Raw genomic sequence first — 14,251 nt, forward strand, 5'->3', positions numbered from 1 at the left:
GTCAGTGCGGGAAGTAGGTCGTCAAATCGAGGTCGGCCACGGTGATCCAGCCATTGAAATAGTTCGCATAGAAGAACGCAAACATCGCGGCCGAAAGGATCGTCGCACGGATCGCGATCTTGCGCGGATTGAAGTTGCCAGGCGCACTGTCGGCCTGCCCGAGCACCTTCTCCTGCCCGAGCTCGTCATGCGTGCGCACACCGAACGGGAGGACGACGAACGCCGCCATCACCCAGAACAGCCCGTAAATCGCAATGATCGACGTGATCTTCATGGGTTCAGCTTTCCCGCAGCAGCACTTGCACGACCGGCTTCTTGCCCGACCAGCGTTGTCCGGTGCGACGGACCGCCAGCCTGACGGCTTCTGCCACGGCCACGCGATCCCGCTTGCGATCACCCTTCAGGTTCCGCACGGCCTGCGATGCCTCGACCTTGGCCTCGGCCACGAAGGCCTCCATGTCTTCGTCCAACGGAATGCCGATCGAGGCGATCTCCACGTCAGAAAGCAGTTGCCCATCGTGCCGCACCGCAAGCGCCGCCGTGATCAGGCCGTTCTGCGAAAGCTTGCGCCGCGCCACGACGCCCTCGCCATCGGCGGGGGCTATGATGTCGCCGTCGAGCACCAGACGTCCAGCGCGTTCTTCCGAAAGCTTCTTCGGGCCATCGGGTGCAAGCCGGATCAAATCGCCGTTCTTCTGCAGGATCGCCTTGGGAATGCCTTCGTCCAGGCCCAGTTGCGCCTGCTCGGCCATGTGACGAATTTCGCCGTGGACGGGCACGAGGATCTCCGGCCGGATCCAGTCATACAGCGCCACCAGTTCAGGGCGACCGGGGTGACCCGAGACATGGATCATTGACTGTCTGTCAGTCACGATCCGCACGCCCTTCTCTACCAGCGCATTCTGGATGCGCCCGATGGCAAGTTCATTTCCCGGGATCTGGCGGCTGGAGAACAGGACCACGTCGCCCTTCTCAAGCCGCACCGGGTGCTGATCGCCGGCAATGCGTGCCAGTGCCGCGCGCGGCTCACCCTGCCCGCCTGTCGCCAGCACGAGCAGTTCGCCGCGCGGCACGTCCATTGCATCGTCGACATGGACCAGATCAGGGAAGTTCTTGAGATAGCCGCACGATTGCGCAACGCGGATGATACGGTCGAGCGAGCGGCCCGCAACGCACAACTTCCTATTGGTAGCCTCGGCCACCTCACCGAGCGTCTGGAGGCGCGCCACGTTGGAAGCGAATGTGGTGACGACGACGCGACGCCCCTTCTGCGCTCCAACCGCCTCGAGCAACCCCGCCCGCACTTCGCCTTCCGAACCCGATGGCTTGGGATTGAACACGTTCGTGGAATCGCAGACCAGCGCCAGCACGCCCTCGTCACCGATTGCGGTCAATTCCTCCTCGGTCGCCGGGGTGCCGATGCGCGGTTCGTCGTCCAGCTTCCAGTCGCCGGTATGGAAGATGCGACCATGCGGGGTGTCGATGAGCAGCGCATTGCCTTCCGCAATCGAGTGCGCCAGCGGCACGTAGCGAATGCCGAACGGCCCCAGTTCGAAGCGATCAAGGTGGTCGATGACGTTGAGCTCGACCTCTTCCTCGATCCCCGCTTCGACCAGCTTCTCATGCACCAGCTTGGCCGTGAAAGGCGTCGCATAAAGCGGTACGCCAAGGTCCTGCGCGAAGTATGGCACGGCACCGATATGGTCTTCGTGCGCGTGCGTCAGGACGATACCGACAAGGTCATCGAGACGCTGCTCAATGAAATCGAGGTCTGCAAAAACCAGGTCGATCCCGGGGTAATACGGGTCGGCGAAGGTCATGCCGAGGTCGACCATCAGCCACTTGCCGTCACACCCATAAAGGTTGACGTTCATCCCGATCTCGCCCGAGCCACCAAGGGCGAGGAAGAGGAGTTCCTTGGCAGGCTTCACGAATCAGACACTCTTTCAGCAAGGATCGCGAGGCCGTCGAGGGTAAGATCGGTATCCACGTGATCGAAAATCTCGGTATGTTCGTCAAACAGCACGGCCAGGCCGCCCGTAGCAATGATCTTGGCCGGGCGACCAATCTCTGAACGCAGCCGCGCGATCAGGCCTTCCATCATTGCGACATAGCCCCAGAACACACCGATCTGCATCTGGTCTTCGGTGTTGCGACCAATGACCCGGCGGTCGTTGCCTCGCGGCGGCGCGATTGCAATGCGCGGCAGCTTTGCGGCTGCCGTCACCAACGCATCGAGCGACAGGTTGATCCCGGGTGCGATGATCCCGCCCTTGTAGGCACCATTGAAGTCTACCACGTCGAATGTCGTGGCTGTGCCGAAATCGACGACGATCAGGTCACCAGCATACTTGGCGTGGGCCGCCACGGTATTGACGGCACGGTCTGCGCCAAGTGAGCGCGGCTCGTCGACATCTGCCTCGAAGCCCCATTCCACGGGAGCCTGCCCTGCGATCAGCGGATCGAGCCCGAAGTACTTTTGCGAGAGCACCTCGAGGTTGTGCTGCGCGCGCGGCACAACTGTCGAGATGATGATCTTGCTCACGGCTTTTCGGTCAAAACCCTGCAATTGCATGAGTTGCAACAGCCACACTGCGTACTCGTCAGCCGTGCGGCGTGGATCAGTCGCAACACGCCAGCGTGACTTGATCTCGCGACCTTCGAACAGTGCGAAGACGATGTTGGTATTGCCGACGTCAACCGCCAGAAGCATGAGTTCCCACCATATCTATGTCGCCAGCGTGGATGGCACGGACCGCCCCGTCCGCCAAGCGAAGAAGGGCAACGCCGTCATCATCGATGCCGGCAAGCGCACCCATGATGGTGCCGTGGTCGCTATCCTTGACCGAAACAAGCGTCCCTGTGGGCAAGGCGCGGGAAATCCACTGCTGGCGCAGCAGCGGCCATTCGCCGTAGTGCCACCGGTCAACTGCATCGCCAAGCCGCGCAGCCAGATCGCTGGCGAACCGGTCGCGGGAAATGTCGATGCCGCAATCGCTCAGCGACGCCGTCGACCGGTCAGGTACTTGGGGTGCTTGCGCGAGGTTTACGCCAATTCCGATGACCACCGCATCACGCTGCCGCTCGAGCAAAATGCCCGCCAGCTTTGCATCACCAACAAGCAGGTCGTTCGGCCACTTCAGCCAGAGATCAGCCAGTGTCGGAGCGATGGCGCTCACCGTCTCGTGCACAGCCAGCCCGGCAACCAGAGCCAGCGTCTGGGGCAACGGATCGGAACCACGAAGGTTGACGACCGTCGAACCCATGAAGTTCCCGAAGCCGTCGCTCCACGCCCGCCCTGCGCGCCCGCGCCCAGCGCTTTGCCGGTCAGCAACCAGCCAGTCACCTTCGGCCAACGCCTCTCCCCCGCCAAGGCGCGCGAGCAGCGCACCATTGGTCGAGGGAATTTCGGCGACGGTTTCGATCAAGTGATCAGCCGACCGGGAACAGCGCTGCGGCAGCGTATCCCGCGAGTGTATCGAGGCACTTGGTGCCAAGGTAGCCGAGCGGCGAGATCGCAAGGCTCGACAGCACCAGCAGCACGGTATGCGAAGTCTCGCCAGCGCCCTTCACCACATCCGCCGGTTCGTCGAAGTACATGACCTTGACAACCTTGAGGTAGTAGAACGCACCGATCACCGATGCAGCGATGCCGATCGCGGCGAGCACGATCATGTCGGCTTGCACTGCGGCCTGGAACACCACGAACTTGCCCCAGAAGCCGAACAGCGGCGGAATACCGGCAAGGCTGAACATCACCGACGCCATCGCAAGGGCAATCCAGGGGCGCGTTTTCGAAAGGCCAGCCAGGTCGGAGATCGCTTCGACCTGTTCACCGTTCTCGTCGCGCAGCAGCAGCACCGCAACAAAGCCTGCCACCGACATTGCTACGTAGATCGCAATGTAGACAAGCATCGCCGAAGCACCGGCGCGCGTTGCCGTCGCAAGCCCGATCAGGATGAAGCCGACATTGTTGATCGACGAATAGGCCATCAGGCGCTTGATGTTGTTCTGGCCGATCGCACCCAGCGCGCCGATAACGATCGACAGCAGCGAGGCGAAGATCACGACCTGCTGCCAGGCATGCGGCTGGCTACCGAAAGCCTCGAAGCTGACGCGCACCAGCAGGCCCAGCGCCGAGACCTTCGACGCAGTGGCGAAGAACGTCGTTACCGGCGTCGGCGCGCCTTCGTAAACGTCGGGCGTCCACATGTGGAACGGCGCCGCGCTGATCTTGAAGGCAAGACCTGCGAGCACAAAAATGAGGCCGAACGTCGCTCCGGTCGACAGGCCGCCCGCAAGCGCAGCATTGATCCCGCCAAAGCTGGTCGTGCCGGTGAAGCCGTAGGTCAGGCTCATGCCGAACAGCAGTATACCTGAAGCCAGCGAGCCAAGCACGAAGTATTTGAGGCCGGATTCCGCCGACCGCTCGTCGGTGCGCAGGAACGAAGCCAACACATAGGACGCAAGGCTGTTCAGCTCGAGGCCGATGTAAAGCGCCAGCAGATCACCTGCAGACACCATCATGCCCATGCCGAGCGAGGCGAACAGCACCAGCAGCGGGAATTCTGCGCGCATTGCGCGAGCCTTGTCGAAGAACGACTGCGCAACGATCAGCGTCACGCCAGCACTGGCGTAGATCAGCAACTTGGCGAACGCGGCGAAGGCATCGGCGCGATGCTGGCCACCGAACGCGGTCACGTCCGGCCCCATTGCCTGCCCCCACAGTGCAGGCGCAGTAAGAATGGCGCAAACCGTCAGGACAGCAACGGCAAGGATCGAGATCAGGCGCGAGGCCTTGTCACCGCCCCAGGCGGCGATCAGCAGCAGCACCAGACCCGAAACCGAAAGGAGGATTTCGGGTGAGGTGAGAGCGAGCGAACGGGCGAAGTCCATCAGTGTGCCTCCCCGTGCGCGGCTTCATGTTCAGAATGGGCAGCAGCCATCGGCTTTCCAGCAGTTACTTGCGCATCGCCCTTGGGCTTGGCTTGCGCGAGGCGCGCATCAAGCGCGGCAATATCCTTGCGCATCGGCGCGATGAAGCTTTCAGGGTACACGCCCATCCACAGCACCACGGCAGCAAGCGGAACCATCATCGCCCACTCGCGCTTGTCGAGATCGAGCATCGCGGCGGCATCGGCGTTCTTCTGCTCGCCATAGGCAATGCGACGATAAAGGTAGAGCATGTATGCCGCACCAAGGATGATCCCGGTGGTGCAAATCAGGGCAACCCAGCTCGAGATCTGGTAGACGCCCATCAGCGACAGGAACTCGCCAACGAAACCGCTCGTACCCGGAAGCCCGATCGAGGCCATCGTGAACAGCAGCAGGAACACCGCGTAATACGGCATGTTGATCGACAAGCCGCCATAGCGCGCAATTTCGCGCGTGTGCAGACGGTCATAGATCACGCCCACGCTGAGGAAGAGCGCGCCTGCAACCAGGCCGTGGCTCAGCATGATCAGCATCGAACCTTCGAGACCCTGTTGATTGAAGGCAAACAGGCCAATCGTCACGATCGCCATGTGCGCGACCGAGGAATAGGCGATCAGCTTCTTCATGTCGTGCTGCACCAACGCGATCAGCGAGGTGATGACCACGGCCGCCATCGACATGCCGAAGATCAGCGGCGCGAACTGCGCCGAGGCTTCGGGGAACATCGGCAGCGAAAAGCGGATGAAGCCATAGCCACCCATCTTCAGCAGGACACCCGCAAGGATCACCGAACCGCCGGTGGGCGCCTGCACGTGCGCGTCAGGCAGCCAGGTGTGGACCGGCCACATCGGCATCTTCACGGCAAAGCTCGCGAAGAAGGCCAGCCACAGCCAGGTCTGCGCCTGCACCGGGAAGTTGTAGGCCATCAGCGTCGGGATGTCGGTCGTGCCGGCTTCGTTCACCATCCAGAACATCGCGATCAGCATCAGCACCGAGCCGAGCAGCGTGTAGAGGAAGAACTTGTAGCTGGCGTAGATGCGCTCCGCCCCGCCCCACACGCCGATGATCAGGTACATCGGGATCAGGCCGGCCTCGAACATGATGTAGAACAGAAACAGGTCCTGCGCCGCGAACACGCCGATCATCAGCGTTTCCATGAGCAGGAACGCCGCGTAATACTCGCCCTGGCGCTTGTCGATCGAGGTCCAGCTGGCGCCGATGCAGATCGGCATCAGGAACACGGTCAGCGCGATCAGCAGCAGCGCGATGCCATCGATGCCGAGCTTCCACGAGAAGCCCGAGAAGATCGCGGCGCTTTCCGTGAATTGCCACTGCGCGCCGCCGATGTCGAACTGTGCCCAGAGGATCACCCCCAGAACGAAGTCGATCAAAGTGGCGACAAGCGCAACGGAACGCGCCTGTTCACGAGGAACGACAAGGCAGGCCACTGCCGCAACCAGCGGCACCAGCAGCATCAGCGAGAGGATCGGAAAACCGGTCATTGTGCGATCACCCAGCTGATCGCGCCGACAAGGCCGACGAGCATGACCAGCGCATAGCTATAGAGATACCCCGACTGGAGCTTGGCGGCGGCGCGGCTGCCTTGAGCGACGACCCAAGCGGCACCGTTCGGGCCGAAGCGATCGATCACGCCCTGGTCGACAACCTTCCAGAACACGCGGCCAAGCCACATCGCCGGAACGACGAAAACGTAGTGGTAAAGCTCGTCGAAGTACCACTTGTTGAGCAGGAACTTGTAGAGGAACCCGAACTGTTCGACGAACGCGGCCGGGAACTTCGTGTTCTTGATGTAAGCATACCAGGCGATCAGCAGGCCGGTGGCCATGACCGCAAACGGCGCCCACTTAACCCATGTCGGCACTGCGTGCATTGCATGGATCGTGTGTTCCGCGAACACGAGCGAGCCCTTCCAGAAATGTCCGGTGCCTTCGCTCACGAAGCTGTGATGGAAAACAAAGCCTGCCAGCACCGCGCCAAGCGCCAGGACGCCGAGCGGCACAAGCATGTTCAGCGGGCTTTCATGCGGGTGATAGCCTGCCGTGCCGTCACTGTACTCGTCATGATGATGCGCATGAGCGTGGTCATCGTGCCCGTGAGCATGATCGTCATGCCCATGAGCATCGTGTACCGCGTGCTGGATATGCTCGGATTGCTCCCAGCGCGGCTTGCCGAAGAAGGTCAGGAACACCAGACGCCACGAATAGAAGCTGGTCAGCAGCGCTGCAAAGATACCGATGAAGAAGGCAAAGTGCCCCAGTTCGGTGCCCTTGGCATAGGCCGCCTCAAGGATCGCGTCCTTCGAGTAAAAACCTGCAAAACCGAACACATCGACAATGCCGACGCCGGTGATCGCCAGCGTGCCCATCATCATCGCCCAGTAGGTAAGCGGAATGCTCTTACGCAGGCCGCCATAGTACCGCATGTCCTGCTCGTGGTGCATCGCGTGGATCACCGAACCGGCACCCAGGAACAGCAACGCCTTGAAGAAGGCGTGGGTGAACAGGTGGAACATCGCCGCGCCATAGGCCGAGACACCTGCCGCAAAGAACATGTAGCCCAGCTGCGAGCAGGTCGAATAGGCGATCACGCGCTTGATGTCGGTCTGCGTCGTGCCGACGGTTGCCGCAAAGATGCACGTCATCGCACCGATGAAGGTCACGAACGACAGCGCCGTTGGGCTGACTTCGAACATCGGCGACAGACGGCAGACCATGAACACGCCCGCTGTCACCATGGTGGCAGCGTGGATCAGCGCCGATACCGGAGTCGGGCCTTCCATCGCGTCAGGCAACCACGTGTGCAGACCAAGCTGCGCCGACTTGCCCATCGCGCCGATGAACAGCAGCAGGCACAGCACGGTCATCGTGTCGAAGCGGTAGCCAAGGAAACCGATGGTCGAGCCGGCCATGCCGGGCGCGGCTTCGAGGATCGCCGGGATCGACACTGTGCCGAACACCAGGAACGTCCCGAAGATGCCCATCATGAAGCCGAGGTCGCCGACGCGGTTGACCACGAAGGCCTTCATAGCGGCAGCGTTGGCGGAAGGCTTGCGGAACCAGAAGCCGATCAGAAGGTAGGAGGCGAGGCCCACGCCTTCCCAACCGAAGAACATCTGCACGAGGTTGTCCGCCGTCACCAGCATGAGCATGGCGAAGGTGAACAGCGACAGGTAGGCGAAGAAGCGCGGCTGATCCGGCTCCTCGCTCATGTAGCCCCACGAGTACAGGTGGACGAGCGCCGAGACGCTGGTGATGACCACCAGCATGACTGCCGTAAGCGTGTCGACCCGGAGCGCCCATGCGAAGTCGAGCGCGCCCGACTTGACCCAGTGCAGCACCGGCGTGACGCTTGCCTCGGCCGTTCCACCCAGGAAAGAGATAAAGATCGGCCAGGACAGCGCGCACGAGATGAACAGCGCGCCAGTGGTCACCACCTTGGCCGGAACTGCGCCCAGCTTCTTGTTGCCGAGGCCGGCGACGATTGCTGCCAGAAGCGGCAGGAATACAATGATCAGGATGGAAGACATTGGTTCAGCCCTTCATCCGGTTGACATCGTCGACGGCAATGGTGCCGCGGCCACGGAAGTAGATGACGAGAATGGCAAGCCCGATTGCTGCCTCGCCCGCGGCCACCGTCAGCACGAACATCGCGAAGACCTGGCCGACAAGGTCGTGCAGGAACGCGCTGAACGCGACGAGGTTGAGGTTCACCGAAAGCAGGATCAGTTCGATCGCCATCAGGATGATGATGACATTCTTCCGGTTGAGGAAGATGCCAAGCACGCCCAGCACGAACAGGATCGAGCTGACGACGAGGTAGTGTTCGATGCCGATCATCAGATCTGGACCCCCTTGCCCACTTCCGGCTGGAGATTGACGGTCGCCTCTTCCGGGCGACGTGCGTTCTGCTTCGAGACGTTCTGGCCACGCGTGTCGGTGCGCTGGCGATGCGTCAGCACGATCGCGCCGATCATCGCAACCAGCAGGACGATACCCGCCGCTTCGAACAGGAACAGGTAACGGCTGTAGAGCAGTGCACCGATGGCCTCGATGTTCGAGGCTTCGGCCAGCGGCGCGGCCGAGCCATCGGCCTTGCCCAGCGCAACCGACCCTGCACCGCGCACGATGAGGCCGACGAACAGCTCGACGAAAAGCACGACGGCCAGCGCCAGCCCGAGCGGGAAGTTCTTGATGAATCCGGCGCGCAGTTCGGCAAAGTCGATGTCGAGCATCATCACGACGAACAGGAACAGCACCGCAACCGCACCGACATAGACGATGACCAGCAGCATCGCGATGAACTCGGCGCCCACCAGCACCATCAGGCCGGCGGCATTGAAGAACGCGAGGATCAGCCAGAGCACCGAATGCACCGGATTGCGCGCAAGAATCGTCACCGCACCGCTGAAGATGCAGAGCGTGGCGAAGAGATAGAAGGCGAATACCTGGATCATCAGCGCGGCCCCCTAGCGATACGGCGCATCGGCTTCAAGGTTCGCGGCTATCGCCCGCTCCCACTTGTCCCCGTTCGCGAGCAGCTTGGCCTTGTCGTAGAGCAGCTCCTCGCGCGTTTCCGTCGCGTATTCGAAGTTCGGCCCCTCGACGATGGCATCGACCGGGCAGGCTTCCTGGCAGAAGCCGCAGAAGATGCACTTCGTCATGTCGATGTCGTAACGCGTGGTGCGGCGGCTGCCGTCCTCGCGCGGTTCGGCTTCGATCGTGATCGCCTGCGCCGGGCACACCGCCTCGCACAGCTTGCACGCGATGCAGCGCTCCTCGCCGTTGGGATAACGGCGCAGGGCATGTTCACCACGGAAGCGCGGGGAAAGCGGGTTCTTCTCGAACGGGTAGTTGATCGTCGCCTTGGGCTTGAAGAAATACTTCAAGGTCAGCCAGTGCGCCTTCACGAACTCCCAAAGGGTGAAGCTCTTGATGAGCTGTCCGACGGTCATGCGAAGTGTCCGGTAGCCATGAGGTAGCCGCTGACGAGGAACACGAACAGCAGCGATACGGGCAGGAAGATCTTCCAGCCCAGGCGCATCAGCTGGTCATAGCGATAGCGCGGGACGGTCGCCTTCACCCAGCTGAAGATGAAGAAGAAGAACAGGATCTTGAGCAGGAGCCACACAAAGCCGGGCACGAGGTAAAGCACCGGAATGTCGAGGGGCGGCAGGTATCCGCCCCAGAACAGCACGGCGTTCAGCGCGCACATCAGCAGCACGTTGGCATATTCGCCGAGCCAGTAGAGCGCGAAGGCCATCGACGAGTATTCGGTCTGGTAACCGGCGACGAGTTCCGATTCCGCCTCGGTCAGGTCGAACGGCGCGCGTGCGGTTTCGGCCATGCCCGAGATCAGGAACATCACCCACATCGGGAACAGCAGCGGGTTCGCGACGAAGCCGTTGATGATCCACACGTGGCTTTGCTGCGCCTTGACGATGTCGTTCAGGTTGAACGTCCCCGCCCACAGCACCACGCAGATCAGGATGAAGCCGATCGAGACTTCGTAGGAGATCATCTGCGCCGAGGCGCGCATCGCCGAGAAGAACGGGTACTTAGAATTCGACGACCAGCCCGCGATCACTACGCCGTAAACGCCCAGCGACGAAATCGCGAGCACGTAGAGCAGGCCGACGTTGATGTTGGCCAGCACCGCGCCAGAATTGAAGGGGATCACAGCCCAAGCCATCAGCGCGACGGTGAAGGTGATGATCGGCGCGATCAGGAACAGGCCCTTGTTCGCCGCCGAAGGAATGATGGTTTCCTGCAGGAACACCTTCAGGCCGTCGGCGAACGACTGCAGCAGGCCGAGCGGCCCGACCACGTTCGGCCCCTTGCGCAGCGCCATCGCCGCCCAGATCTTGCGGTCGGCATAGATGATCATGGCAACGCCGAGCATCAGCGGAAACGCGATCAGCAGGATCCCGCAGATGGTGGCAATGCCCCAGGCCCACTCGTACGAGAGGCCAAGACCCATGAAGAACTCGGTCATTCCGCGGCCTCCGCGAAGCTTGTCCCGTGGAGCAGTTCCGCCGAACAGCGCTGCAGCGTCGGGCTGGAACGGGCGATGGCGTTGGTCAGGTAGCGATCCTTGATCGGGTAACCCGCGATCACACCCTCAGCCCTGGCACCAGCGGGAGCCGAGGGCAGAGCACCGTAATCAGCCAGACCTTCCAAGCCCAGCGCCGGAACTTCGGCCACCATCGCGGCGCGAAGCTGCTCGAAGCTGTCGAAGCCTACCGAAACGCCAAGCGCGTCGGCCATGGCCCGCAGGATCGTCCAGTCCTCGCGGGCATCGCCCGGCGCGAACACGGCCTTTTCGGCATACTGCACACGGCCTTCGGTGTTGACGTAAGTGCCGTCCTTCTCGCTGAACGCGGCGGCAGGCAGGATCACATCGGCAGCGTGCGCCGCCTTGTCACCATGATGGCCGATATGCACGATCATGCTGTCGGCAAACTTTGTAAAGTCCACCTCATCCGCACCCAGCGAGATGACCATCTTCGGCTTGGCCGCAACCAGATCGGCAAGGCCGCCCGTCTGCGCGTAGCCGAGCATCAAGCCACCCATGCGGCTTGCTGCCATGTGCACGACGTTGAAGCCGTTCCAGCCCTCACGCACCAGATTGAACTGTTCGGCAAATGCCAGACCAGCACCAAGCGCGCCCTTGCCCAGAGCCGCGCCGCCAATGATGATCGCGGGCTTCTGCGCGGCACCGAAGGCATCGCTGACTTCGGCTGGCAGGTTGCCCAGCACCGCCAGATCATCACCCAGGAACGTCGCCGGATAGGTCGGGTCCCACTGCGGACCGACCACGAACACCTTCGCGCCCTTCTTCACCGCCTTGCGCAGGCGGGTGTTGAGCAGCGGCGCCTCGTCGCGGATCATCGAACCCACGATCAGCACCGCGTCCGCATCCTCGATGCCAGCGAGGCCTGAGTTGAAGTTCACTGCCGCAAGGTTCGACGTGTCATAGGCAAGGCCGGTCTGACGGCCTTCAAGCAGCGTGGAACCCAAGGCCCCTGCCAACTTCTTGGCCGCAAACATCGTCTCGCAATCAACCAGATCGCCCGCGATCACCGCCACCGACGAGCCCGGATTGATCTTTGCAACAGCCTCGAACGCTTCTGCCCAGGTCGCCGCGACCAGCTTGCCATCACGGCGCAGCCATGGCTTGTCGAGACGGCGGCGGGTCAGTCCGTCGACCATGTAGCGGCCACGGTCGGACAGCCATTCCTCATTCACGTCGTCGTTGACGCGCGGCAGGATGCGCAGCACTTCGCGGCCACGGCTGTCGAGCCGGATGTTAGAGCCCAGCGCGTCCGAAACGTCGATGGACAGCGTCTTCTTCAGCTCCCAGGGACGCGCTTCGAACGCATAGGGGCGGCTCGTCAGAGCACCGACCGGACAGAGGTCGATCACGTTGGCGGAAAGCTCGTGCGCCGCAGCCTTTTCCAGATAGGTGGAAATCTGCATCGTCTCGCCGCGATAGAGCGCGCCGATCTCGTCCACGCCCGCCACTTCTTCACTGAAGCGCACGCAGCGGGTGCAGTGGATGCAGCGCGTCATCGTCGTCTTGATGAGCGGGCCCATGTACTTCTCGGTCACCGCGCGCTTGTTCTCGTGATAGCGCGAGGCACCACGACCATAGGCGACCGACTGGTCCTGCAGATCGCACTCGCCACCCTGATCGCAGATCGGGCAATCGAGCGGGTGGTTGATCAGGAGAAATTCCATCACCCCTTCCCGCGCCTTCTTGACCATCTCGGAATCCGTGCGGATTTCTTGGCCTTCCGTGGCGGGCAGCGCGCAGGACGCCTGCGGCTTTGGCGGTCCGGGCTTCACTTCGACCAGGCACATGCGGCAATTGCCGGCAATGCTCAGCCGCTCGTGATAGCAGAAGCGCGGGATTTCCTTGCCGGCCAGCTCGCACGCCTGCAGGACAGTAGCGCCTGCCGGGACTTCGAGCTCTACGCCGTCGACTTTGACTTTAGGCATTATTCTGCTGCCTCTGACAGTTCTGGCCGAGCGTTCTCGGCAATCCGGCGCTCGATCTCAGGGCGGAAGTGGCGGATCAGGCCCTGGATCGGCCAGGCGGCCGCGTCACCCAGGGCGCAGATGGTGTGGCCTTCGACCTGCTTGGTCACGTTGAACAGCATGTCGATTTCCTCGACATCCGCATCGCCGGTGCGCAGGCGTTCCATCACGCGCCACATCCACCCCGTTCCTTCGCGGCAGGGTGTGCACTGGCCGCAGCTTTCGTGCTTGTAAAAGTACGACAGGCGGCTGATCGCGCGGACGATGTCGGTGGACTTGTCCATGACGATGACGGCGGCGGTGCCAAGGCCCGAACCCAGCGCGCGCAGACCATCAAAGTCCATCGGCGCGTCCCAGATTTCGGCCGCCGGAACCAGCGGAACCGATGAGCCGCCGGGGATCACGGCGAGGAGGTTGTCCTTGCCGCCACGGATGCCGCCGCAGTGCTTCTCGATCAGCTCGCTGAACGGGATGCTCATCTCTTCCTCGACCACGCAGGGCCGGTTCACGTGGCCGCTGATCTGGAAGAGCTTGGTGCCCTTGTTGTTCTCGCGCCCGAACGAGGAGAACCACGAAGCGCCGCGACGCAAGATCGTCGGCGCAACCGCGATCGATTCCACGTTGTTGACCGTGGTCGGGCAGCCATAAAGGCCCGCGCCTGCCGGGAACGGCGGCTTGAGGCGGGGCTGGCCCTTCTTGCCTTCGAGGCTCTCGATCATCGCGGTTTCTTCGCCGCAGATGTAGGCGCCCGCACCGCGATGGACGAAGACGTCGAAATCGTAGCCCGAACCACTGGCGTTCTTGCCGATCAGGCCGGCGTCATAAGCCTCCTGCACGGCGGCGAACAGCGTCTCGGCCTCGCGGATATATTCGCCGCGAATGTAGATGTAGGCGGCGCGCGCACGCATCGCATAGCCCGCGATCAGCGCGCCTTCGATCAGTTTGTGCGGATCGTGGCGGATGATCTCGCGGTCCTTGCACGAACCCGGCTCGGACTCGTCGGCGTTGATAACCAGGAAGCTCGGACGGCCGTCCTTGCTCTCCTTGGGCATGAACGACCACTTCATGCCGGTCGGGAAGCCCGCACCGCCACGACCGCGCAGGCCCGAGGCCTTGATTTCCTCGATGATCGCGTCCTGCCCGCGCTCCATCAGGGCCTTGGTATTGTCCCAGTCCCCGCGCGCCCTCGCAGCGGCAAGGTTCCACGGCTGGAAACCGTAGACGTTGGTGAAGATGCGGTCCTTGTCCTGAAGGGCCAT

The 14,251-nt window shown here is 62.3% G+C and carries 13 protein-coding genes; all 13 read right to left on the reverse strand.

Annotated features, from left to right (window positions below; all coding sequences use genetic code 11):
- Window position 1 precedes the first annotated feature (1 nt).
- The 13 genes from AC1Q5P_RS09495 to nuoF are packed head-to-tail and all read right to left on the reverse strand — an operon-like array spanning window position 2 to window position 14,251.
- On the reverse strand, window positions 2-274 hold the full coding sequence (locus AC1Q5P_RS09495; RefSeq protein ID WP_492518790.1) for a DUF1467 family protein: 273 nt from the start codon (window positions 272-274) through the stop codon (window positions 2-4).
- A 4-nt stretch (window positions 275-278) separates the two neighbouring features.
- Window positions 279-1,931: a ribonuclease J gene (locus AC1Q5P_RS09500; RefSeq protein WP_492518791.1), complete on the reverse strand. Its 1,653-nt coding sequence runs from the start codon at window positions 1,929-1,931 to the stop codon at window positions 279-281.
- Window positions 1,928-2,713, reverse strand: a complete 786-nt coding sequence (locus AC1Q5P_RS09505; RefSeq protein ID WP_039331337.1) for a type III pantothenate kinase — start codon at window positions 2,711-2,713, stop codon at window positions 1,928-1,930. Before AC1Q5P_RS09505 ends, AC1Q5P_RS09500 begins: the two co-directional genes overlap by 4 nt.
- A complete protein-coding gene (locus AC1Q5P_RS09510) occupies window positions 2,697-3,428 on the reverse strand; it encodes a biotin--[acetyl-CoA-carboxylase] ligase (protein ID WP_492518792.1) in 732 nt (243 codons plus the stop codon). The genes AC1Q5P_RS09505 and AC1Q5P_RS09510 overlap by 17 nt, the downstream gene beginning before the upstream one ends.
- A 4-nt stretch (window positions 3,429-3,432) precedes the next feature.
- Window positions 3,433-4,896 (reverse strand): NADH-quinone oxidoreductase subunit NuoN, encoded by a 1,464-nt coding sequence (nuoN, locus tag AC1Q5P_RS09515; protein ID WP_492518793.1) that lies wholly within the window; start codon window positions 4,894-4,896, stop codon window positions 3,433-3,435.
- Complete coding sequence (locus AC1Q5P_RS09520; protein ID WP_193828087.1) at window positions 4,896-6,437, reverse strand: NADH-quinone oxidoreductase subunit M; 1,542 nt, start codon at window positions 6,435-6,437, stop codon at window positions 4,896-4,898. The genes nuoN and AC1Q5P_RS09520 overlap by 1 nt, the downstream gene beginning before the upstream one ends.
- Window positions 6,434-8,482 (reverse strand): NADH-quinone oxidoreductase subunit L, encoded by a 2,049-nt coding sequence (gene nuoL, locus AC1Q5P_RS09525; protein WP_492518794.1) that lies wholly within the window; start codon window positions 8,480-8,482, stop codon window positions 6,434-6,436. The genes AC1Q5P_RS09520 and nuoL overlap by 4 nt, the downstream gene beginning before the upstream one ends.
- 4 nt (window positions 8,483-8,486) lie before the next feature.
- Window positions 8,487-8,792, reverse strand: a complete 306-nt coding sequence (gene nuoK / locus AC1Q5P_RS09530) for an NADH-quinone oxidoreductase subunit NuoK (protein ID WP_011445933.1) — start codon at window positions 8,790-8,792, stop codon at window positions 8,487-8,489.
- On the reverse strand, window positions 8,792-9,409 hold the full coding sequence (locus AC1Q5P_RS09535) for an NADH-quinone oxidoreductase subunit J (protein WP_039331347.1): 618 nt from the start codon (window positions 9,407-9,409) through the stop codon (window positions 8,792-8,794). The genes nuoK and AC1Q5P_RS09535 overlap by 1 nt, the downstream gene beginning before the upstream one ends.
- A 12-nt stretch (window positions 9,410-9,421) precedes the next feature.
- Window positions 9,422-9,907, reverse strand: a complete 486-nt coding sequence (gene nuoI / locus AC1Q5P_RS09540; protein ID WP_039331348.1) for an NADH-quinone oxidoreductase subunit NuoI — start codon at window positions 9,905-9,907, stop codon at window positions 9,422-9,424.
- Complete coding sequence (gene nuoH, locus AC1Q5P_RS09545; protein WP_039331349.1) at window positions 9,904-10,947, reverse strand: NADH-quinone oxidoreductase subunit NuoH; 1,044 nt, start codon at window positions 10,945-10,947, stop codon at window positions 9,904-9,906. Before nuoH ends, nuoI begins: the two co-directional genes overlap by 4 nt.
- A complete protein-coding gene (nuoG, locus tag AC1Q5P_RS09550; protein ID WP_492476466.1) occupies window positions 10,944-12,953 on the reverse strand; it encodes an NADH-quinone oxidoreductase subunit NuoG in 2,010 nt (669 codons plus the stop codon). The genes nuoH and nuoG overlap by 4 nt, the downstream gene beginning before the upstream one ends.
- Window positions 12,953-14,251 carry an NADH-quinone oxidoreductase subunit NuoF gene (gene nuoF / locus AC1Q5P_RS09555; RefSeq protein WP_492518795.1) on the reverse strand — a complete coding sequence of 433 codons (1,299 nt, stop codon included), beginning with the start codon at window positions 14,249-14,251 and terminating at the stop codon, window positions 12,953-12,955. Before nuoF ends, nuoG begins: the two co-directional genes overlap by 1 nt.

The sequence above is a fragment of the Novosphingobium sp. GW835-FHT14H07 genome (assembly GCF_058793515.1).